The 23,984-nt window shown below is 36.8% G+C and carries 19 protein-coding genes; 3 read left to right on the forward strand and 16 right to left on the reverse strand.

Annotation, left to right across the window (positions count from 1 at the left end):
- Positions 1–136 precede the first annotated feature (136 nt).
- Positions 137–901, forward strand: coding sequence for an exodeoxyribonuclease III (locus ACRD7B_RS17505; RefSeq protein ID WP_430825910.1), 765 nt, complete (start codon positions 137–139; stop codon positions 899–901).
- 28 nt (positions 902–929) lie between these two features.
- Here ACRD7B_RS17505 and ACRD7B_RS17510 read toward each other — a convergent pair whose 3' ends face one another.
- The 8 genes from ACRD7B_RS17510 to ACRD7B_RS17545 form a co-directional block, all read right to left on the reverse strand.
- The gene (locus ACRD7B_RS17510) at positions 930–1,688 is read right to left on the reverse strand and encodes a LytR/AlgR family response regulator transcription factor (protein WP_430825911.1); all 759 of its coding nucleotides are present in this window, start codon (positions 1,686–1,688) and stop codon (positions 930–932) included.
- The gene (locus tag ACRD7B_RS17515; protein ID WP_430825912.1) at positions 1,681–4,674 is read right to left on the reverse strand and encodes a histidine kinase; all 2,994 of its coding nucleotides are present in this window, start codon (positions 4,672–4,674) and stop codon (positions 1,681–1,683) included. Before ACRD7B_RS17515 ends, ACRD7B_RS17510 begins: the two co-directional genes overlap by 8 nt.
- Before the next feature lie 178 nt (positions 4,675–4,852).
- A complete protein-coding gene (locus ACRD7B_RS17520; protein ID WP_430825913.1) occupies positions 4,853–5,053 on the reverse strand; it encodes a helix-turn-helix transcriptional regulator in 201 nt (66 codons plus the stop codon).
- Positions 5,050–5,529 carry a hypothetical protein gene (locus ACRD7B_RS17525; RefSeq protein WP_430825914.1) on the reverse strand — a complete coding sequence of 160 codons (480 nt, stop codon included), beginning with the start codon at positions 5,527–5,529 and terminating at the stop codon, positions 5,050–5,052. Before ACRD7B_RS17525 ends, ACRD7B_RS17520 begins: the two co-directional genes overlap by 4 nt.
- A 133-nt stretch (positions 5,530–5,662) precedes the next feature.
- Positions 5,663–8,521 (reverse strand): excinuclease ABC subunit UvrA, encoded by a 2,859-nt coding sequence (uvrA, locus tag ACRD7B_RS17530; RefSeq protein ID WP_430825915.1) that lies wholly within the window; start codon positions 8,519–8,521, stop codon positions 5,663–5,665.
- A gap of 144 nt (positions 8,522–8,665) precedes the next feature.
- Positions 8,666–10,480: a peptidoglycan DD-metalloendopeptidase family protein gene (locus ACRD7B_RS17535; RefSeq protein WP_430825916.1), complete on the reverse strand. Its 1,815-nt coding sequence runs from the start codon at positions 10,478–10,480 to the stop codon at positions 8,666–8,668.
- Complete coding sequence (locus ACRD7B_RS17540; RefSeq protein ID WP_430825917.1) at positions 10,477–10,851, reverse strand: BlaI/MecI/CopY family transcriptional regulator; 375 nt, start codon at positions 10,849–10,851, stop codon at positions 10,477–10,479. Before ACRD7B_RS17540 ends, ACRD7B_RS17535 begins: the two co-directional genes overlap by 4 nt.
- 209 nt (positions 10,852–11,060) lie before the next feature.
- The gene (locus tag ACRD7B_RS17545; RefSeq protein WP_430825918.1) at positions 11,061–12,038 is read right to left on the reverse strand and encodes a lytic transglycosylase domain-containing protein; all 978 of its coding nucleotides are present in this window, start codon (positions 12,036–12,038) and stop codon (positions 11,061–11,063) included.
- Between the two features lie 214 nt (positions 12,039–12,252).
- Between ACRD7B_RS17545 and ACRD7B_RS17550 the strand changes: the two genes are divergently transcribed.
- Together ACRD7B_RS17550 and ACRD7B_RS17555 are read left to right on the forward strand one after the other, a co-directional pair.
- A complete protein-coding gene (locus ACRD7B_RS17550; RefSeq protein ID WP_430825919.1) occupies positions 12,253–13,926 on the forward strand; it encodes an ATP-binding protein in 1,674 nt (557 codons plus the stop codon).
- Positions 13,927–14,189: 263 nt separating this feature from the next.
- Positions 14,190–16,814 (forward strand): PocR ligand-binding domain-containing protein, encoded by a 2,625-nt coding sequence (locus ACRD7B_RS17555; protein WP_430825920.1) that lies wholly within the window; start codon positions 14,190–14,192, stop codon positions 16,812–16,814.
- Positions 16,815–16,867: 53 nt separating this feature from the next.
- Here ACRD7B_RS17555 and ACRD7B_RS17560 read toward each other — a convergent pair whose 3' ends face one another.
- From ACRD7B_RS17560 to ACRD7B_RS17595, 8 genes are all read right to left on the reverse strand, one after another.
- Complete coding sequence (locus tag ACRD7B_RS17560) at positions 16,868–17,443, reverse strand: electron transport complex protein RnfA (protein WP_430825921.1); 576 nt, start codon at positions 17,441–17,443, stop codon at positions 16,868–16,870.
- Positions 17,444–17,446: 3 nt separating this feature from the next.
- Entirely contained in the window at positions 17,447–18,034 is a 588-nt protein-coding gene (locus ACRD7B_RS17565; protein ID WP_430825922.1) for an RnfABCDGE type electron transport complex subunit E, read from the reverse strand.
- Positions 18,031–18,642, reverse strand: a complete 612-nt coding sequence (locus tag ACRD7B_RS17570; RefSeq protein ID WP_430825923.1) for an RnfABCDGE type electron transport complex subunit G — start codon at positions 18,640–18,642, stop codon at positions 18,031–18,033. The genes ACRD7B_RS17565 and ACRD7B_RS17570 overlap by 4 nt, the downstream gene beginning before the upstream one ends.
- A gap of 22 nt (positions 18,643–18,664) precedes the next feature.
- Positions 18,665–19,669: an RnfABCDGE type electron transport complex subunit D gene (locus tag ACRD7B_RS17575; protein WP_430825924.1), complete on the reverse strand. Its 1,005-nt coding sequence runs from the start codon at positions 19,667–19,669 to the stop codon at positions 18,665–18,667.
- Between the two features lie 103 nt (positions 19,670–19,772).
- Positions 19,773–21,104, reverse strand: a complete 1,332-nt coding sequence (rsxC, locus tag ACRD7B_RS17580; protein ID WP_430825925.1) for an electron transport complex subunit RsxC — start codon at positions 21,102–21,104, stop codon at positions 19,773–19,775.
- Positions 21,105–21,148: 44 nt separating this feature from the next.
- A complete protein-coding gene (locus ACRD7B_RS17585; protein WP_430825926.1) occupies positions 21,149–22,009 on the reverse strand; it encodes a Fe-S cluster domain-containing protein in 861 nt (286 codons plus the stop codon).
- Between the two features lie 2 nt (positions 22,010–22,011).
- A complete protein-coding gene (locus ACRD7B_RS17590; protein WP_430825928.1) occupies positions 22,012–22,437 on the reverse strand; it encodes a SoxR reducing system RseC family protein in 426 nt (141 codons plus the stop codon).
- A gap of 232 nt (positions 22,438–22,669) precedes the next feature.
- Positions 22,670–23,959, reverse strand: a complete 1,290-nt coding sequence (locus ACRD7B_RS17595) for a sensor histidine kinase (RefSeq protein WP_430825929.1) — start codon at positions 23,957–23,959, stop codon at positions 22,670–22,672.
- Positions 23,960–23,984: the final 25 nt, after the last annotated feature.

Raw genomic sequence — 23,984 nt, forward strand, 5'->3', positions numbered from 1 at the left:
TGATAAAAAAATCAATCTGTGCTTTTGTATCGGCATTAACCATTGTAATTAGCAAAATGATTTATCAATCATTTTGGAATACAATTGGTATAATATAAAGGGAATCACGTCTTTTTTATTTCTAATAATAAATACAATGAAGATTATATCGTGGAATGTAAATGGTATTAGAGCCGTTGCCAAAAAGAATTTTTTTGATGATTTTGCTCAGATGGGAGCGGATATAGTATGTCTTCAGGAAACAAAGGCTCAGGATGATCAGGTGAGCGAAACCTTGGAGCCAATAGAAGGATACCATATTTATAGTAATTCGGCAGAAAAGAAAGGTTACTCTGGTACGGCAATCATCTCAAAGGAAAAGCCAATTAGTGTTAGAAAAGATATTGGTATAGAAAAACATGATACCGAAGGCCGCGTATTATGCCTTGAGTATAAAGACTTCTTTTTGGTAGATGTATATGTGCCAAATTCAGGTAGCGCATTGAAACGTTTGGATTATCGACAAGAGTGGGATCAGGATTTCTTTAATTACTTAAAAAATCTAGAGAAAGAGAAACCAGTGTTGGTATGTGGCGACTTTAATGTGGCGCACCGTGCCATTGATCTGGCTCGTCCTAAGCCGAATTACAACAAATCGGCTGGTTTTATGCAGGAAGAGATAGATGGTATGGATCGCTTCACTCAAGGCGGTTTAATCGATACTTTTCGCCATTTTTATCCTGAAACAACGGATAAGTATTCGTGGTGGAGTTACAGAGCTGGAGCCAGGGGTAAGAATGTAGGCTGGAGAATTGATTATTTTTTGGCAAGTGAATCGTTTCTACCATCAATAAAGGATAGTTTTATTTTGAATAAGGTAATGGGTTCTGATCATTGCCCGGTGGGGATTGAATTGAAATAGAATATATGCAAGGCCTTGCGTTCGTGTTTTATGAGCGCAATGCTTCCAATACGGATTCGCGTCGCATACGCGAAAGACTAATTTGCGTACCATCTTTCATTACCAAGTAACCACCTTCGGTTTTTTCGTAGGATTGAATTTCGCTAATATTCACAAGGTGTGATTGATGCACTCTAATAAAACCTTCGTCTGCCAGTAAGTCTTCAAATTCTTTGAGGGTGCGCGACACCAATTGTTTTTGCCCCGAACGAAGATAAACCTGTGTGTAATTACTCTCACTTTTACATCGAATAATATCAGAGGTATCTACAAATAATAGGCGTTCGGCAGAGGGGAGGGCAATGCGTTTGTGTTGGTTTTGCTTATTGATTTTAAATGTTTCAATTTGTTCTTCGGTATCTAGTCTGTTTTTACGGATTTTGTCAATTACTCTGTTGCAGGCATGTTGAAGTTCTAGCGTATTGATTGGTTTTAGAAGATAGTCGAACGCACAAAAGCGAATGGCTTTAATGGCAAACTGATCGTAGGCTGTTACAAATATGACTTCGAAGTTACGCTCTTTAATGGAGCTGAGTAAATCAAATCCACTTCCTGCTGGCATTTGAATGTCAAGAAAAACAAGTTGGGGCTTAGTTTGATCTATCAGATTAAGTCCATCCGTTGCATTACATGCCATGCCAAGCACATTAATGTTGCCACAGTACTTGCTTAGTAAATTATTCAGATGATCACGATTGTTTTTTTCATCATCAATTACAATTGCACTTATTTGCTCACTTTTACTCATGTTCAAGTTCGTATAATAGTTCAACTAATGTACCATTTTCTGCTGGCTCTAAAGTTTGTTTATTGCTAATGTTTAAGTCAATTTCCATTTTGTAAGTATCCCGTAGTACTTCCAAGCGTTTCTTCGATAAAGAAATGCCTTTGCCCAATTTTAAACTGTTCTCATCCAGAGAAAATCCTTTACCATTATCCTCAATGCTACACTTTAAGCAATGCTTATCTTTTTTAAATTTCACCGTGATGTTGCCTTGTTTTCCTAGTGCAGGAATGCCATGAATAACGGCGTTCTCCACAAATGGTTGTATTAATAACCCTGGTATTTCAATGTTATTGATATCAAGTAGAGGGTCGCATTCAATGGTATACTGAAAATTGAAACGCAAGGCTTCTAATCGCAAATAGGTATCAATACTTTTAATTTCATCGTTGAGAGGAATAAGTAGGTGCTCCGAGTTGTTTAGTACTTGTCGCATCAATCCTGAAAATTCGGCAATGTATTGACTGGCTTCTTCGTTACGCTCATCGCTCACTAAATGCTGTATCGAGTTAAGTGTATTAAACATGAAATGGGGATTGAGTTGAGAGCGTATTGCTCTCAACTCCAATTGTACTTTTTCACGCTTTTGCGCTTCTTCTTTTTTTAGTTTTTTATTGCGATAGTTGAAATACAACCAAAGAATGAATCCTGCCAAAGCAAAGCCACCAAGCCACCAGAAAAAATTAGATAAATCACTTTTAGCTTCAAATGATTTGGCTTTGTTTTTAATGTAGATATCCAATTTTGTGGCGTATTGCCCCATTGATTCCAAGGAGTATTTAGTATTTCCTCTCATTGTTTTACCATCCCATATAACATCAAAGTTGCCATTTGGATTGATTAGAAACGCCGATTTAGCAATGGTGGCTTTGTAATTTTGCGTTGCAGTGTTTTGCCAATTTTCATTAATGAGTAAGGGGCCTGAGTAAATTTCTCTAATAGACCGAAGTTTTGTTTTGTCCCACTCTTTGTTGGTTGCAACCACAACAGTTTCAAAATTTTCTGCTTGAACAGAGTCGCGCATTGCTTGCATTAATTTCAACTGGTGTAAATCATACTCATCTTCGGTTTCAGCAAATAATAGATATACCCACTTACCTTTGAAATCACTCAATGACACAAGGCGACTATTATCGTTCCTTAAACTAAAGTCTGGGGCTTCCTTACCTTGTTGAATACTGGCATTATTGCCTAATTTATTAGCAAATATTTTGGACATCTCTGAGTAAGGAAATTCTTTGGATAAGTCGCTAAGCATGTCCTTTGCATCTTCAATTTGACCTTTTTGAATAGCTGTGTGCAGGTTTTGTGACATGCTATAATAACGCATTTCATCCTTGAGTGATAGTTTAGATAAATCAAAGAAGACTTTTTCATCTGAATGGTTCGATCTGTGTATCCCTAATACTTCTTTTTGGTGGAGTAAGTATGAGCGGATCTCTCCACGCATTTGATTACTTACATAATTGCAGTGTTGCAACAATTTGTTATCTGTAAAACGTTCTTTGTAAATTTTCTTATTAGCATTAGTCGTTCCGGTACGGACTCTTACTCTTTCGGTTGTCCAACTAATTGGCGCTGTCATAGCTGTTCCGAAAAAGATTTCTGCCTTAAAATAATTCTTGGCAGATATAGAAAATGTTTGGTTTTTAAGTTTACCTAGTAAATGATCCGTTGTGATATTTATGTTACTTATATAATCTTCATCGCTAGTGATATTTAGTTTTCCAATTTTTCGAGACTCACCCTTTAGCATTTCGGCGAATGCGAATTTGGCTGCTGAAGAACCCTTAAAAGTCCATTTTTTGTCAGCTGAATTAATTGATACATTAATAGAATCACCTGGTTCAATGAATAAATTTTCGGCAAATGAGTTTTCGTTTCCAATTTCACCTAGACGAATTGTCAGCTCCATTGGCCGGTGAAGTGCAAATGCTAGGTCAAAGCTGCCATCTTCTTTTATTTGTGCACTTACTTTTTTAAAGCACTCGCTATCGGCATATCGTTTTTGAACATAAACACTGATTTGTCGCAAATTATTAGGTGCAATTTTACCCTTTATTGAAACTTTGGGAACCTTTTTAATACTATTAAGATCTACAAAATGTGTTTCGCTTACTCCTGCTTTTAATACTGAAAGACTTAATCCTTTTGTTTTCGAAATAGTATAAATAGGTTTTGTTTCCCCAAGTAAGTACTTGTCCTCGTTAAAAAGCGCACCTTGTATGAAACGACCTTTATCTTTTGAGAAAAATATAGTGTCAATCACATTACTATCTCTTCGAAATAATTGACCATCTCGATACACACGTAATGTTTCATTTGTTCTAAATGGTATTATCTTAGGTTGATAGCTTAGCTTGATTTTTTTATTATCAATTTTTTTTATGTCTATATGATCCTTTAGAGGAGGGAAGGCTTGCTGAATAATTACCTTGAATGGCTGAGATGCAAAAGCAATTGGATTGTAGTTGACGTAGAATTCATTAAAATTTTTGGAGTGTAATTCATTGATAATGCCTTGGTATATTTCTTCTATGCCTTCAAGGTTTGATACAGTTCCATCCTTATCTACCCATATTTTAAAAGGTTTATCCAGCATTTGTGTCAGGGTGTATTCACTTTTAAAAAGTGGTGAGTTGTTATACTTACTATCGTAACAGCGGTTGAAACGCCACCTTGTAAACCGTTTGATTTCAACATTCAGTTCAAATAAATCACCTCTTTTTCCGTGTGGTTTAAAAAGAAAGTAAAAATCCAGTGAGAATGGATTAAGGTCGTTCCAGTAATAGTGATTATAACCTTCTTCTTGAAAATGTCGGCCGTAGTTACGAACCATTACAACAAACTCGTCGCCTTGTTTAAAATCATACTTTAAATTGTCGGGAGGAGCTGCGTAGGAGCTACTTGAAATAATAAGAATGCTTAGTGCAAAAAATAATTTTCTCATGCTTCGGTAATTGAATGGTAAATATTAAATTTTATTTCAAATTAAATATCACACATTCTCTTATAATTATGCGTGAGGAATGAGTAATTGGTAGATATGAATGATTAATGGTAAATTGTTAATTATAAATTTGACTCATCTTAAATTTATCGACTTGGAATTTGGACTCTAAGTTTTATTAATCATCGTTGTCAAGCGTGAAGATATCGTTTACTGTTTTACTAAAAACTTCAGATATTTTCAGCGATAAGACTGTAGAAGGTATGTATTTGCCATTCTCGATGGAGTTGATTGTTTGCCTGGATACATTAACTTTTTTTGCTAACTCTGATTGTGTTAGGTTAAGTATGGCTCGTTCTACTTTTAATGTGTTTTTCATTTTAAAAGTCTTCGCTTAGCAATTTGAAAGTTTAGGATATACAAAAAGAGAATATAGCCCGTGCTATAGAGTGAATTATTCTCATCTATATTTCCTCCTGATAATAGATTCAGCAGAACAAAGAAAATGTGAGCAATAATACCTGCAAAAAAAGCTATAAATACCGAATTTAATCGCAGTGACATGGTCATCTCATCTTCGTGTTTTTCTTTTGATAGGCTAATTACTAAACCTCCAATGATGAAACCAAACTGCCAAAAATAGCCTAGGCTTGATGAATCAGTTGTTGAATCGTTCCAGCGAAGAATAAGTGATGAAATAGCTAAAAGTACACCTATATATTTCGACCAATAGGGTAATAGTTTGACTTTTCGTTTAATATCAAAACGTTTGTCAGATTTGAAAGTTGAAATTAATAGGATAATGGTCGTAAGTATTGCTAATAGGCTTAGGGTGATGATAGTTGATTTTTCCATAGTTAATGTGTCGGCTTTAGTTTACAATATGACAAACATACTTGACATTCGATTCAAAAGCAAATAAATTTAATTATTTCTGAATTAATGTAAGTTTATGATAAAGTAATAATAGGTTTGAAGACACTCAATCTTACTTTGCCAACTCCTGTCTAAGAAATTCTGCCGTATAACTGGTTTTGTGCTTCGCTACTTTCTCAGGCGTTCCTACACATAGAATCTCACCGCCATGGCGCCCACCACCTTGGCCAATATCGATAATGTGGTCAGCCACTTTTATTACATCCAGGTTGTGTTCGATAACCAAAACAGTATTGCCATGATCGACCAAACGGTGCAGCACATCTAATAATACACGGATGTCTTCAAAGTGTAAACCTGTGGTTGGTTCGTCCAATATGTAAATGGTTTTTCCGGTATCGCGTTTTGCCAGTTCAGTTGCCAGTTTTACACGTTGGCTTTCACCACCCGAGAGTGTTGTTGAAGGTTGGCCAAGGGTTATGTAACCCAAACCTACCTCTTGCAGTGTTTTGAGTGTTTTTATCAGTTTTGGTATGTGTTCGAAAAATTCAACCGCTTGATTAATGGTCATGTTAAGCACGTCGCTTATTGACTTGCCTTTGTAACGTACCTCAAGTGTTTCACGATTATAGCGTTTGCCTGCACAATCAGGGCACTCGACCATAACATCGGGTAAGAAATTCATTTCGATAACTTGCACACCACCACCCTTGCAGGTTTCACAGCGACCACCTTTTACATTGAAGGAAAAACGACCAGGCTTATAGGCTCTTATTTTGGATTCGGGCAACTCGGCAAATAGTTTGCGAATTTCATCGAAAAGCTTTGTATAGGTTGCCGGATTGGATCGTGGCGTTCGGCCAAGCGGAGCTTGATCAACATCCACAACCTTATCAAGATGCTCAAGACCTTCAATCGATTTGAATGGTAGCGGATCTTTGACAGCATTATAAATGTGCTGATTTAATATTGGGTACAGGGTTGAATTGATTAACGATGATTTTCCACTACCTGAAACCCCCGTTACACAGATGAATTGTCCCAGTGGAATATCAACACTGACGTTTTGTAAGTTATGACCACTAGCGCCTTTTAGGCGAAGTTTAAGGCCATTGCCTTCACGCCTTGTTTCAGGGATAGCTATTTTCTTTCGCCCGGTTAAGTAATCAGCCGTTAAGGTATCTTTCTGCATAATCTCCATCGGCGTTCCGTGAGCTACTACTTCACCGCCATGGCGACCAGCTTCGGGCCCCATATCCAATACGTAGTCGGCAGCCATCATCATATCCTGATCGTGTTCAACTACCAAAACAGAGTTGCCAGTATCTCTCAACTGACTTAAGGATTTTATTAAACGATGGTTATCACGTTGATGTAAGCCAATGCTAGGTTCATCAAGAATGTATAAGACATTAACCAATTGAGAGCCAATTTGAGTAGCTAAACGAATGCGTTGACTTTCACCTCCTGACAGGGTCATGGCACCACGATTAAGCGATAAATAATCCAAACCAACATCAATAAGAAAGCCTAAGCGACTTCGTATTTCTTTTAGTACTTCATGACCAATGGTACGTTGTTTCTTGGTCATTCGATCTTCCAAGCCATCGAACCAGCCATTAAGTAAACCAAGATCCATATCGGCTAACTCAGCTATGTTCTTTTCATCGATCTTAAAATGAAGAGCCTCTCTATTTAAACGAAGGCCATCGCATTTGTCGCAATGCGAATTTTTAATAAATTGTCTGGCCCACTTTCGGGCTTTCATTGATGTGTCGTTCTCCTGCTGAATGAGAATGTATTTTATCACACCCTCGAAACTTAGATAGTAGTTTGAAGTTGTGCCAAGCGGAGTGTTCTTTAATGTAATTGGCTCGCTAGAACCATGTAATATAATATCAATAGCTTCTTCCGGAATGTTTTTAATTGGCGTATCAATGGTAAAACCATGTTTCTCACCAATGGCTTCAATCTGCCAGAAGATTAAACTGTTTTTGTATTTGCCTAAAGGTACTATGCCACCTTTTTTGATGGTAGAGTTAGCATCGGGTACAATCTTTTCAAAATCAACTTCATCGATGGTGCCTAGTCCTTTACATTTAGGGCATGCACCTTGCGGCGAGTTAAATGAAAAGGAGTGGGGTGCAGGTTCGTTATAGGATATGCCGGAAGTCGGACACATCAACTGGCGACTGTAATACTTTTGTTCGTCGCTATCGGCATCAACTAACATCATTACCCCTTTGCCATGATGCATGGCGAGCTGTATGCTTTCCTTTAAACGCTTAATGTCATCGCTACTTACTTTTACGCGATCAATCACCAACTCGATAAAGTGATTTTTGTAACGATCAACACGCATGCCATGAACCAGCTCCTTTATCTCTCCATCAATGCGAACATTTAAGAAACCTTTTTTTCGTATTTGATCAAACAACTCTTTGTAATGCCCTTTACGACCTTTTACTAATGGAGCTGTGATATAAGCTTTTTTACCTTCAAACTGTTCTAAAATCAGATTCAGAATCTGTTCGTCGGTATATTTAACCATTAGCTCACCTGTTTTGTAAGAATAGGCTTGACCAGCACGTGCATATAAGAGACGAAGGAAATCGTATATCTCAGTAGTTGTTCCAACTGTGGAACGAGGGTTTTTTCCAGTGGTTTTTTGCTCGATGGAAATAACAGGGCTCAATCCGGTGATTTTATCCACATCGGGACGTTCCATGTTACCTAAAAATTGGCGGGCATAGGCTGAAAAAGTTTCGATATAGCGACGCTGGCCTTCGGCATAAATAGTATCAAATGCTAACGATGATTTGCCACTGCCACTTAAGCCAGTTACCACTACCAGCTTATCACGCGGAATAGTGACATCGATGTTTTGAAGATTATGAACACGTGCCCCGTACACTTCAATCTGTCCCGAGTTCTCGTTGATTGAAGCCTTTTTTTCTACTGTATCCTTCACCAATTTTAATTTTTTAGAACCGCAAAGATAACAAATCTTTTCAGGCGAAAAGCTAAACGGTTTGAATACAAAACTTGTTTTATGGAGCAAAAATAAGGAGCGGCTCTTTGTTTTTGATTTGAAATACAGAGCCGCTCCTTAATATTATTTTATGTATTTATCAGGATCAACATATTCCCCATCTTTCTTTAACTCAAAATGCAAATGTGGTCCCGTTGATTGCCCTGTTGAACCAACAAAGGCCACATGGTCGCCTTGCTTTACCTTTTGCCCTTCTTTCACATTGTACGCGTTAAGCTGGGCATACAAGGATGAAAAACCGTTTTCATGATCGATAATGATGTATTTACCATAACCTTTACCTGGTTTGTGATCCAGTTGAATCTTGCGCACAGTACCATCAGCAATGGCAACTACTTTTGTATTTAGTTCGGCTTTGTAATCAATGCCTCGATGCATCATCTTTTCTTTCTTGATAGGATGCATGCGCATACCATAGCCAGAACTAATTTCATACTTTTCATTTTTGTTAATTGGCTTGATAAATGAGCCAACTGATTTTTTATGAAAGTTAATATCCTTTGGTTCGTTGAAACTTATTCTACGAGGATGTAATTGCACGATAGCTTCTTTTTGAGCTCCATTGCAGGCCGAAAAATCCTTGCCAAAGTACCTTTTGGCCGAGTTGTCTCTAACATCGCTGTATGCACCCACAACTTCTTTAAGTAGATCATTGGCCGCTTCATTTGGCGTTGCGACATCGCGCTGTAAGCTAATAACTCCAACGTTGACTTTTATATCACCTAGTAAATCAATGTTCTTTTTGATTTTTTCTGGATAAGTGTTGTTATTACTTAAGAAATCAATAACGGCAGGTTTTACCATATCTATTGTTGCAATTTCACCTTCCATGAGCATAATGCCAGTGGAATTTATTAGAACGGTAAAGACATTGCCGGCTTCTATTGCTCCATTGTTTAATAAAGCCTCATTTGATCCTTCAAATAACTGGCTTGCCTCTGCCTTATTAATTGGCCAATCCGTTGTTATTGATAAATTGTTTGAAATTGATTGCTTTATATAGTCCGTACTTGAAAGTCCAATAATTAAAATACCAAGAGCTATTGGGATAATTAATAATGCTCTCTTTAATGGATTTGATTTATGTGTTGACATTTGTATTCGTTTTTTAATGAGTTTGTATGAGAAAGGACTCATTAGAGGCGAATAGTTTTGTTGACCCGCTTGCTGTAGAACAATATCAAAGTAATCGTGCTTCGAAGTATTGGCGTCTACGGCATCGCTATCGGCCTGAAATTCATGAACCTCTTCAATGGCCTTTCGGTATAAATATAAAAATGGATTCATCCAGAAGACGATAAGCATTAATTCAATAAAAACTCTGTCAAAAGAGTGTCGGTGTTTGATGTGACTTAATTCATGATTAATGATTTTTTCGTTTTGCGACGAATGCCAAACATCTTGGGAAATGAAGATATAACGAAAGAAAGAAAAGGTGTTTTGGTGATTAAATAACACCAGGATGTAATTACTAAAATTTAGTTTTTCATGTGCTCGTATGGTTTTATTAAGTTGTATGAGGTGTTTTAAAAATCTGAAAAATAAGATTGATGAAATCAATGCAAGAGCCCACCATCTATAGTTGTTTGAAATAGGAGAGGTAGTGCTTGTAGTTTGCTCAACTGTTGGTAACTCCTCGAAGAAAGTAAATTGATTAACACTCTCTTGAATATTTGGAATAATAGTCCATGCTACCGGATCATCTACTATAAATGATACATTAATGAATGGGAATGTATAGGCAAAAATTAAGGTACCTAATAGGTAAAATCGATTAAGTGAAAAGAACGAAAGCTTCCGCAATGCCACGTAGTAGATCAGGAAAAATAAGCCTGATACCAAGGTGGTTTTAATCAAGTATGGTAGAATGCTCATCATGATTGTTTCTTTTCTATTTCTTGATTAATCAACTTCTTGAGTTCTTCTAATTCAGATAATGAGAGATCACTTTCTTTTGTGAAAAAAGAAGCAAATTGCTTTTGTGAATTATTGAAAAGGTTCTTAACCATGGTGCTCATATACTTTTTCGAATAATCCTCTTTTTTAATTAATGAGTAGTATTCGTTCACTTTTCCATAAGTATTAAAGGCAATGGCTCCTTTTTTAACCAATACACGAACCACCGTTGAAACCGTGGTGTATGCTGGTTTAGGTTCTGGATATTGTTCGACAATGTCCTTTAAGAATCCTTTTTTAATTTTCCACAAGTACTGCATTACTTGCTCTTCTGCTTTCGTTAATTCAATCATTTCCCAAATGTTTGAGACAAATATATAACTATAAAAATAGTCGTGCAATTATTTTAATAGTTTTATTACTATTTTTATAGTTATAGAAAAAATTGACAGATCGCATCTTTAAGAGGAAAGTAGTTGTTAAAGATGCGATTCGCATTATAAAAAAAGGGTAAGTGCATATTTGCAACTTACCCTCCCATATACTTTTATGATTGAAATGACTAACTAGCCACTTTTGTCGAATCTTCTTTAATACTTGACTTTGGCTTAAGTACCGCGTTGTGTGGTAATTTTACCGTATAAGTCTTTTTTGAGGCATTTGTTAAGTTGGCCTCTCTTAACCATGGATTTAGATCCTTTAGCTCCTTATAGGTGATGTTATGCTCTATTGCAAAATCAGGGAAACTACTCACGGCTCCTTTTATTTCGTGATTCTTTGTTTTGAGCTCATCATACAAATCAGCTTCTTTAACATGAAATCCGTATGCATCCGGATTGGAAAGGATTTCTTTGATAGCTATAATGCGATAAACATAGCGACCTGTTTCCTCATTGAGTAGAAGGTCGAAGTAGTTATCTGCTTTCTGACGACTTAGCTGGCGGTTAACACCAGTACGACCGGCATTATAGGCAGCAGCGGCTAATGTCCAACTGCCATAGTGAGCATGCATTTTCTTTAAATATTTACAGGCTGCTTCTGTTGATTTTTCGATATGGTAGCGTTCATCAATTTCCTTTGAAACCTCTAAGCCATATTCTTTGCCAGTAGCTTTCATGAATTGCCATAATCCAACAGCACCCGCTGGCGATTTGGCTCTTGGCATCAAGTTACTTTCAATTAACGATAAGTATTTGAAGTCGTCAGGTACACCGTTGGCTTTTAATATTGGTTCTATTATCGGAAAATAACGATTAGCTCGTTTTATAAATAATACAGTTTGCGATTGCCAATAAGTATTAACCAATAACTCACGGTCGAAACTTTCCTTCACATCATAACGGTCGATGGGTACTTGTTCGTTGGCGAAAGTTAAGTCTGAAGGTATATCTAATGAGAAAATGGCATACTTACCAACTTCTTTGTTTGTGCTTGCCGTTCTATCCGGAGTAGCCGAAAATGTAAATAATTGAAATGCCAATATAACTGCTATAAAGAGGCTTGAAATCGATAGTAGTTTAGTATAAAAATTCACCTTCATAATCTTCCCGTTTTCTTGTTTGTTTGAGCGCACCAAAAATACTTTTTCGACCAAAGAATCCAAAAAATGTGCCAATAAATAATGTATGAAAATAGTACGGCTAAAATGTAAAAATGTTCATGAATTGATGACTTCTTTTTCGACTATCTTGAGAATTGATGATTTTGAATTCACGATTAATATTAGTAAGTTACAGGTATAAAGGAGTTCGCACATGCTCAGTCCGATATTGCCATTGAATAAAAAAATATTTAAAATTGTCCTATTTGTTATTCTTCTGGGGTGTTATGGCTGTACTCAGTCTAAGCAACATCAAATTAAGTTTTCTCCTGAAGAGAAGCAGTGGCTGTTAAATCATGATAAAATTGTTTTGGCTGTTGATAATTCGTATCCACCTTTGAATTACATTGGTGATGATGGACAGCTTACGGGTTTAAACATAGACCTGGTTAAGTTAGTAGGTCAACAATTGAACATTAGTATTGAATTAGAAGGATCTGATTGGGATGAAGCGCTTGAAAAAGCACTAAATCATGAAGTAGATGGAGTTATTAACGCAACACCACTTGAAGAAAGAAAAAGTAAGTTAAATTTTAGTGAGGAGTTTTTTCGTGATCCACTGGCTTTAGTAACCTATAAGGATACGGAAATAGATGATTTTGATAATATTAAATTTCAACGTATTGCTGCTAAAAGAGGAAGTCGTCATCTATTGGTTTTGCAAGAGAAAATTCCACCTTATTTAATAGTGCCTATCGCTAATTTGGAAGAAGGTATTGGTTTATTATCACAACGAAAAGTTGATGGTATATACGATGATTTAGCGCCTCTTTACCACATTATTTCTTCGTCGGGTTATAGCCACCTTAAGGTTGCTTTTGTCGAAACCAATAGTCTGGGTGCTAGTATTGGCTTGCGCAACAACGATCCACTTTTGTTAAGCGTACTTAATAAGGCGATTAGTTCAATTACGAATGAGGATCGATTATCTATTCAGGATAAGTGGTTAGGGTTTTCGCCAGCGCGTGATTATACCGTTTATTACATTACGATTGGCATTTTAATGGCTGTGGTAATGTTAATTAGTTTGTGGACCTGGTCGTTAAAAACAATGGTTAAGAGCAAGACGCGTGAACTAAATTCAGAATTACAGCGGAGAAAACAGACCGAAGCGGAACTGATCAGGTCGAAAGAAAGGGCCGAAGAAAGTGATCGTTTGAAATCGGCATTTTTGGCAAATATAAGTCACGAGATAAGAACACCAATGAATGGCATCTTCGGCTTTTCAGAGTTGCTGCAACTGAATACCTTCTCAGAAGATGAGCAAAATAAATACCTTGGCTTGATTTTTAGTAGTGCCCAGCAATTATTATCCATCATCAACGATTTAGTTAATATATCGAAGTTAGAAGCCAACCTGGTTGAAGTAAATAAGGAAGAGGTCAACCTACATGAAATGGTAAGTGACTTGTTTGCTCTGCACAAATTAAAGGCTGAAAAGCTAGCATTAGATTTTAGTTATTCCTACGAGTTAGAAGAGTCGGAAAGGTTTAATGTCGACAAAGTGAAGGTGCGTCAGGTTTTGACCAATTTGATATCAAATGCCATTAAAAACACCAAGGATGGCAGTGTTCATTTTGGAGTTGAACCTTATGGAGATGGGGAGTTTTTACGTTTTTTTGTTTGCGATACTGGTATTGGTATTGATGTTGAAAATCATGAGCATATATTTAATCGCTTTTGGAAATTAAAAAGTGGATCGGATCAAGGTGGAACTGGATTAGGTTTGGCCATATCAAAAGCACATGTTGAATTGATGGGTGGTAAAATATGGGTTGAGTCTGAACTTAAGAAAGGAGCACATTTTAGTTTTACTGTGCCATTGTAAATTAAGATAAACAATAGGTGTCTTTTTTTCTAAAGCTTATTTAGATATCTTTCAATACATCGTGTTGATGAAACCAAGTATTTTTTCTAATTTACACAAATAATTTTTTGATTTGCAACATATCAATACATCGTTAAGATTTTATATCAGTCAGATAATCAAGGATTTGAATGTTTGTGGAAGCTTTAATCTTGCGACTGAATATCAACATGTTATAAATAAAACTACTGACTTTGGGCTAATAACTAACGAACTATTAAAATATGAATGATAGAATAAATATGGAGCACCTAATTAAGCACAACTTTGAGCCCTTGGTTATATTTAAGCGATCGGGGTATGCTGTTGAATTAATTAATGACAGTGCAACAAGTTTATTCAATTTGCAATCCCTGGATAAGAATGAAATTCGTTTACGTCATTTTTGTAACCGAGCCGACTTATTTAATGAGAAAGCTGCAATTAGATTGTTAAGTACGTTAGAATTAGGTGAAAAAAAGGACTTTGATTGGCCTGTTCGCTTAGGTAATACGCATTGGTTGTTGGCTTACCTTAATGTATACGAAGATAAGGGTGAGGAATATATACTTGTAACTTTTCGAGACAATACTATAGGAAAAGAAAGCTTATTACGGCTTAACAATATGGTTGCCTTTCGTGAGGTGCTGGATAATTTATTATCAGCTAATACCATTGTAGCACCTGATGAAATCCCAACTTTGATCGATAAATCATTATTGGTTGTTGGGCAATTTTTTAATTGTGATCGAAGTTATGTATTTCAGTTTTCAGAGGATTTACAACTTCATTCCAATATTAATGAATGGTGTGCCAATGGAATAACACCATATATTGATGAACTTCAGGATATCCCTATTCGCAAATTTCCATATTTAGCTGATCATTTCCTTAGGAATGAAACGGTTTGTTTAAACGATGTTTCAGAACTGCCATTGGAAGCTAAAAACGAACGAGAGGAGTTTGCAAAGGAAGGTATTCAATCAATACTATTAATTCCTTTTAGTGAAGGAGAGAAGAGGATTGGTTTTGTTGGGATTGATCATGTTAGATCAAGTAAGGCGTGGACAGCTAGTGAGGTTTCAAACCTTAAACTGTTAGCAAGAGCTTTTGCAAATATGTTACTTCGACTAAAGAAGGAGAAGGAGCTAAAGGAGCAGCATAACATGTACCAAACCTTATTTATGGCAGCAAACGATTCAATTGCCATATTTAGAAATGGTATCTGTTTGGATGCTAATCCAAAAACATTGAATGATTTTAAATGCTCGCGTGACTTTTTCGTTGGGAAAAGCCTTGTCGAATTATCATCGCATAATCAAGTCGAAGGAAAATCACCTTCCTATATCAATGTTTTTCAACAAGAAGCTCTAAATGGACATCCTCAAATGTTTGAGTGGGTACTTAAACGAGGTGATGGCTCTGAAATAGAGGCGGAAATAAGTTTAAATAAGTTTTCAAATAAAGGGGAGTCCCATACCATTGCTATTTTTAGAGATATAACCGAACAGAACCAAGCGGTTAAGCTTTTGTTTGAAACGAAAGATTATAAAAAGACAGAATCTCAGTTGTTAAATTTAAATGTCGATCTTGAGTTAACCATCCTTGATCTGTTTGATATTAAACAATTACAAAACCTTCAGGATGCTTTTGCTTATGCTACTGGCGTATCCTCATTAATTACTGACTTGGAAGGTTATCCAATTACTGATGTTTCATTCACAAATGAGATATGCAAACTCGTTAGGGCTACTGATGATGGTAAGCACATGTGTATTGAGAGCGGTAAGATGTTGGGTAAACTAGCAAAAGAGCAACGAAAGCCTATTTCTCGTCCGTGCTTGTCATGTGGTTTTATCGATGCAGCTGCTCCAATTATTGTTGATGGTAATCACATTGGGAATTGGATAATTGGGCAGGTTAGACCAAGCGATTTAAATGTTGATAAGCTGCTGGAATATACAAGAAGGTTAAATATAAATGATGATGGCGTTATCGCTGGCTTTGAAAAATTGGTTGATTTAGCTCCAGAACGCTTTACTAAAATATTAAACCTGCTTAATGTTCTTACCAACGAACTTTCGATACTTGGTTACAACAACTTAAAATTAGCCAAATCAGTACAGAATCATTTATCTCTGGAGCGTAAATTATTATTATCGAAACAACGTGCCGAGGAAAGTGACCGACTTAAGTCGGCATTCTTGGCAAACCTATCACATGAGATTCGTACCCCAATGAATGGGATAGTAGGATTTTCGGAGTTACTTCAGTTCGAAGGGTTAACGCCTGCTGATAGGAGAGAGTATGTTCGATTGATACACCAAAGTTCAAGTCAGTTATTAAATATTATCAATGATATTATTGATATATCTAAAATAGAATCGGGTCAGATAGATATTCATTCAAGTTATTTTGATGTGATTGAATTGATGGAGAATCAAGAGGCATTTTTCATTGACTCAGCTAAAGCCAAGGAGATTGATTTAATTTTTAATTCTGATGACCTTACTGAATTAGAAATGTTCTCCGATGAGGGTAAATTGCGTCAGGTATTAACAAACTTAATTTCAAATGCCATCAAATTTACTGCACAAGGAAGTGTTGAGTTTGGTTATGAGTTGATGGATGGTAATTTAATTGAGTTATTTGTGCAAGATTCAGGAACCGGAATAGATGCAGATAATGTTCATTTCATATTTGACCGTTTCTGGCAAGCCAAAGATTCGGATGTGAAGAAGGGAGGCACAGGTTTAGGATTAGCAATTACTAAAGCCTATGTTGAGTTATTGGGTGGTCATATCAATGTAAAATCAAAGCTTAACGAGGGTACACGATTTAGCTTTGTAATACCGCGAACATTGAATTAAAAAAAAAGGGAACCCAATGGATTCCCTTTATATATTTCTGTTTAGATGAGTTCTTAAACAATACCTGCAAAGCCCATAAACGCAAGCGCTAATAAACCAGCAACTACTAGAGCAATAGGCGTACCTTTCATTCCTTTTGGGATGTCCATCAAATCAAGTTGTTCGCGAATACCTGAAAAGGTAATCAAGGCCAAGCCAAAGCCAACCGCGTGAGAAATGGCGAATACAACAGATTTAACAATGTTTGTATCTTCTAATCCAAGAGCAAGAATGGCTACACCTAAAATAGCACAGTTAGTGGTAATTAAAGGTAAAAATACACCTAAGGCTTGATAGAGTGGAGGACTTACTTTTTTAAGCATAATCTCCACTAATTGCACAAGTGATGCAATTACCAGAATAAAGGTGATGGTTTGTAAATATTCTACACCAAAAGGTTCAAGAACTGCCTTTTGAATAAAGAAAGTCACAATAGTAGCTATTACCATTACAAAGGTTACAGCGCCTGTCATTCCAATTCCAGTTGAAATCTTTTTAGAAACACCTAGAAAAGGGCATATTCCTAAAAACTGGCTAAGAACAATATTGTTTACAAAGATGGCCGAGATAACAATTAATACATATTCCATATCTTAAGCTTCTTTTTTTACCTGATTAATAAATGCGATTAAATAACCTAAGGCAATAAATGCACCCGGCGCTAGTACAAATACTAACATTCCATAATCCTCAGGGAACACAACCGTACCAAAGATTTTTCCGCTACCTAAAATTTCGCGAATAGCACCTAGTATGGTTAATGCCATGGCAAAACCAAGTCCCATTCCTAGTCCATCAATGATTGAAGATCCAATGTTGTTTTTTGAAGCAAATGCTTCAGCACGTCCCAATACAAGGCAGTTCACAACAATTAGGGGGATAAATAAACCTAATGATTCGAATAGATCGGGTAGGTAGGCCTGCATTGTCATTTCAACAATGGTTACGAAGGTTGCAATTACCACAATGAATGCAGGAATCCTTACTTTATCCGGAATTAGATTTTTGATAATAGCAATTACCAGGTTGGCCATCACCAACACAAATGTTGTAGCCAGTCCCATACCTAATCCATCAAATGCCGATGAGGTTACACCCAGGGTTGGACACATACCCAACAAGAGGGTAAAAACAGCGTTTTCCTTGAAAAAGCCTTTTGAAAAATTATTCCACTGATTCATTCTGTACCTCCTTCCTCTGCCGAGGTATTAGCCGCAACTGGTTCGTTGCTTTTATTATCATTGTAGGTTTCGTAAGCGATGCGTACTGCATCTAAAAATGCACGCGAGCTGATTGTAGCTGCCGTTATGGCATCTACCTCACCACCATCTTTACTAACCGTTAGTTTATTTGTCTCAGGATGTTTACCAAGAATACTCTGCTTACCTTTATCTGTTTTAAACCAATCAGCCATTTTAGTACCAAGTCCTGGTGTTTCTTTATGTTCCAATACCTGGTAATTAATGATGGTGCCATCTGGTTTAAACCCAACCATAATTTTAATGTTTCCACTAAAACCTTTAGGAGAAACTGCTTCAATGGCAATTCCTACAAGTTCACCATTTGAACTGGCTCTAAAGAAATTAGTGTTTGCAATAGTTGTGTCTTTCTCAAGACTATCAAATTCAGGCATCACCATTTTAATGGCAGCCTCTTGTTTTGCTTTCTTAGCCGCTTCAATTGGCCCTTTCGTGAGTTCAAACATAAAACCCAACGAAGTGCCTGCTACGCCTGTAATAACGAGCAGGGTTAAAACCATATTTTTAAGCGTTGATTCTGTTTTTGCCATGATTTATTATTTTACCTGCTACTTATGCTTTAGTTGTTTTAGCTACTTCACCGAAACGTTTAGGTTTGATATACTTGTCGATTAAAGGAACAAACCCGTTCATGATGATAATGGCAAACGAAACGCCTTCGGGATATGCTCCAAATACGCGTATAACCACAGTGATAATACCGATTCCTATTCCAAAAATAACCATGCCTTTATTCGACATAGGCGAAGTAACATAATCCGTTGCCATAAATATGGCTCCTAACATGACACCTCCTGTTAATAGGTGGAATAAAGGACCAGCATATAATTCAGGATTCACTAAATGAAGAATACCAGTAAATACCGCAATTGTACCAATTACTGTTACTGGAATATGCCAGGTTATTATTTTTCGGATTAACATGTAGATTAAACCAATTATCAAGGCAACAGCAGCAACTTCACCAGCTGAACCTCCCATGTTTCCATAAAATAACTCTGTTATTGATGGTATTTTATCCATTAATGCACTCACGGTTTCGCCATTTGCTAAACCTTCTTTCATCACAGATAGTGGTGTTGCACCTGTTGTTGCATCAAGATACGCTGTCATGTTTTTTCCTGGTTCAGGCCACAAAGTCATTTGAACAGGAAATGAGATTAATAAGAATACACGACCAACTAATGCTGGGTTGAAAATGTTATTTCCTAAACCTCCAAAGGACATCTTGCCGATACCAATGGCAACCAAACTTCCTATAATTATAATCCAGATAGGTAAATTGGTAGGCATGTTAAAAGCCAATAAAAGCCCAGTTAAAGCAGCAGACCCATCTAAAATAGATGCTTCTGTTTTTAAGAGAAACTTTTGAATAGCCCATTCAAAAAATACACATGATAGCACAGCTGCCAGCGTTACGATTAATGCTCCAAGCCCAAAATAATAGAGCGATGCCGCTAAAGCCGGAAGCAAAGCAATAACCACCCCATACATGTTCTTTTTCACAGAGTCGCCACTGTGCACATGCGGTGAAGGTGATATGGTTAACGTGTTCATATTTCTAAAATTAATATTCTTAGTTTTTTATTTATCATCTTCTCTGTCAACATATAATAATTGACCTCCTAAAAGCTGATAGCTAATAGCTGCCAGCCATTAGCTATTTAGTTCTGCTACGCATGATTTGCCCAACCTTACCTTTGCCTAATCGGATATAATCCAATAGAGGTCGGCTCGATGGACATGTGTAACTACATGATCCACACTCGATGCAATCCATTATTTTTTCTTCCTCTGCTCTATCCCATACTGCTTTGTCAGAAACAGTCATTAGCAAATATGGTGATAAGCCCATTGGACAAACAGATACACACTTCGAACAGCGAATACAGTTTTGTACTGGTTTGCGTGTTGCAATTTTCTCAGGCATGATTAATATACCCGAGCTTCCTTTGGTGATAGGCACATCAATTGATGATAGTGCTTTTCCCATCATAGGACCGCCGCCTATCACTTTTCCAGTATCTTCAGGAAGGCCACCAGCTGCTTCAATCAAGTTTGATACAGGTGTACCAACTCTTGCCATGAAGTTAGAAGGTTTTTCAATAGATTTACCAGTCACTGTAACGACACGTTCAAAAAGAGGTTTGTTCTTTTGAATGGCTTCGTAAACCGCAAAAGTAGTTCCTACATTCTGCACTACTGCACCTACTTCAATCGGCAATTTCCCCGAAGGAATCTGACGTTTAATACACGCGTCAATTAATTGTTTCTCTCCACCCTGAGGGTATTGAACTTTTAAAGATTCAACAGTAATACCTTCGTGCTTCTGAGCTAACTCACTCATGTGAGCGATGGCATCTGGTTTATTGTTTTCAATTCCAATGATGGCTTTAGTTACTTTTAAAGCTTTCATCAGAATTTCAGTGCCAATCATTATCTCTTCCCCTTTTTCCATCATTAATTGATGATCGGCAGTTAAATATGGCTCGCACTCAACAGCATTAAGAATAAGTACGTCACAAGTTTTTCCGGGAGGAACTGATAATTTAACTTGCGCAGGGAATGTTGCACCACCTAGTCCAACAATACCAGATTCACCTACTTTCTTAACGATTTCTTCGCCCGAAAGTGTGATGTCGGTTTTTAAGTCATCAGAGCGATCAATGTCCTCGTTCCACTCATCACCTTCTACTTTAATGATGATTGCTTTTCGCTTGTATCCACTAGCATCCAGTACATCATCAATTTTAAAAACTTTACCTGAAACAGGCGAATGAATGTTGGCTGAAACAAAGCCAGTTGATTTGGCAATTAGTTGACCCACCTTTACTTCGTCGCCTTTTTTCACGACAGGTTCTGATGGCGCTCCAATATGTTGAGCAATAGGAACCGAAACTTGTTCGGGGATGGGCAAGACTTCAATCTTTTTACCAGCTGAAAATTTATTTTCTGCTGGATGAACCCCTCCAAGTGAGAATGTTTTTAACATTGATCCTCCTATTTTATTTTGTTTGAATAACTTTTAAATTAACTCTATTCCGCTGCTTCAGGTGCTGGCTTTTCTACCTTTGGTTTCTTAGGTGGAAAATTCAACTCGTGAATGGCGTTGGTTGGGCACTCCGTAACACATTTACGACATAACTTGCATTTTTCGTAATCAATGTATGCTAGATTATTATCGATGGTGATGGCCTCAAACGGACACGCCTTCTGACATTTCTTACACGATATGCAAGCTACTGAACATGCTTTTTTAGCTGGTGCTCCTTTGTCCTTGTTAACACACGATACGTAAATGCGACGGCTCTTAGGGCCTTTCTTACGTAATTCAATAATGTTTTTCGGACAAGCGTCAACACATGCTCCACATGATACGCAGTTGTCTTCGATGATAACTGGCAGGCCAGTTTTTTCATCCATGTACATGGCATCGAAAGCACAAGCATCAACACATTCGCCCAAGCCATAACAGCCATATGAGCATCCCGTATCACCTCCATACAGCGAAGACGCTATCGTACAAGACGTAGCACCATCGTAGTTGGTAATGCGTGGTCGGTTTTCGCAAGTGCCGTTACAACGCACTACTGCTACCATCGGAGCCGCTGCTTCAACTTCTTTTCCTAAAATAGCTGCTGCAGCACTCATGGTGTCGGCTCCACCAACCGGACAGTTAAGATCAGAAATGTCATCGGCCTTAACCATGGCCTCAGCAAATGCTCTACACCCTGGGAAACCACAGCCTCCACAATTAGCAGCAGGCAAAGCCTCTTCTACCTGATCGATGCGTGGATCTTCAAAAACCTTGAATTTTTGAGCCACAAAATAGAGTATAATGGCAGCTAATGTGCCTAATGCTCCTAATGAAATTATGGTTATCAGAACAACGTTCATATTTAGTTGATTTGATGTTTTATTGTAAAAGTAAAAGTTCGTTTCAGTTTATCCTTATTCAAATAGATAATTGTAAAATACGGAACCAAAATAAGAAGTGAAAGTCCGGCGGCTAACAATTCGTTACCAGTTGTGTAAAATACGCTTATCAATGTGCCAAGAATCAAGAGTATTGGATAAATATAAGCCAGTAATACAGCTTTAGGGGCCAATGATTTTTTGCCTAGTAGCATAACTTTCTGACCCACATTAATGTCACTTATAGATTGATAGACATCAATGAGCTTATCTTGTAAGTCGGCTGTAGTACACGAACCTTTAGCATGACAAGATGCGCACGCCGATTCATTGGAGATACGTACCTTTATTTGTTGCGGATTCACCTCTGCAACAATGCCTTCGTGTTCTATGTAATCTATTTCAGCCATTCCAATCCTTGGTTCATAGGGTCACAAATGTAATAATGTAAAGGTTTTCTCAGTAAAAGGTAGAGGTATTTGTATTTAGAATGAATAAAAATAAGGCGCTCAACTTACAGTTAATTACCTATCGTATAGTTTACTAATGCATTTTTAAGCTTAATGCCTTGGTCTTCTTTCTTTTATAAAGAAAAAAATCCCTAATTAATTATCAGAGAATCTGAGCCAATTTTTCGAAAGTCTAATTGGAAGTTGATGGAATTAGGATCGAAATCGTTGTTGTGTAACCTGAAATGTTTTCAATACTTATTTTTCCGTTAAGTAAGTGAATAATTCCCTGAGAGATAGCTAGACCGATTCCAGTTCCTGTTGATGGTTTCCCGGTTGAGTGTCCTTTTTTAAACATTTCAAAAATTTCATTTTTATCTTTCGCAGGAATACCTATACCTGTATCTGATACAGCAATTTTTAACATGCTTTGATTATTAATGCTAAAATGCAATTGAATTTTGCCATCACTCGTAAACTTAAAAGCATTATCGATTAACTGGTGAATAACTTGTTTTAGTCGTTCATAATCTGAAATTATTTCATGATTAATGGGACAATCGTTAAGCATTACAAACTCAATTTCTTTTCGAGATCTAGTATGAGTGAAGTTGATTTCACTTTCAATATCTGTAAAAAGGGTTTTGATTGAAAATTCATTTTTTTTAATGTCAAATTGGTTTGTAGCTAGTTTTGACATGTCGAAAATGCCATTTAAGAACCGTAATAAGTAATTTGAATTCGTTCTTATGATGGTTGAAAATTGCTTAATTGTTTCAATGTCGTTTTCACTTTCCAATAATTCACTAAAGCCATTTATTGCGTTCATTGGTGTTCTTATTTCATGACTCATATTTGCCAGGAAAACAGTTTTTAATTGGTCACTTTCTTCAGCGAATAGTTTTGCTCTTAATAGTTCCTTATTATTTTGCTCAAGCGATTTGTTTACTTCGTACAAGCGTTCTTTGTAGTCGAGGTGCTCTAATTCAGCACTGCACCTTGAGGCTACATGCAATAATAAGGATTCAACAAAGTTTGGATTCTTAATTGGTTTCTCAAATAAGGCAACAAGAATACCTATGGCATTTCCGTTTGAGTTGAATAATGGTACTCCTGTGTATCCTTCGATATTCATATCGATCAATAATTGATCTTCAGGAAAGTAAGATTGGATATCTTTAGAATAGGTGCAAGGCGTTTGTCCAACTACCTGTTCGCAAGGTGTATGCTTTAATTTATATGAGAAATTATCAATGTATTTATTGTTAGAATATAAACAAATAGCATCAATGGATGATTGCTTAATAAGTTTACCTACAAAAACATGATTGGCGTTAAGCGTTGTAGCAAGGCGCTTAACCATTACTTTAAAAAAATCTTTGCCCAGATTATATGTGGATCGATTAGATGTATTAACAAAGGCATTGATGAGTTCTTCATACTCCTTTATTTTTCGGATATACGAGGCATCTGCTTTTGTCATAGGATCAATGATTAATTAAATTAAT

The organism is Carboxylicivirga fragile (assembly GCF_050589805.1).
Taxonomy (GTDB): Bacteria; Bacteroidota; Bacteroidia; order Bacteroidales; family Marinilabiliaceae; genus Carboxylicivirga; species Carboxylicivirga fragile.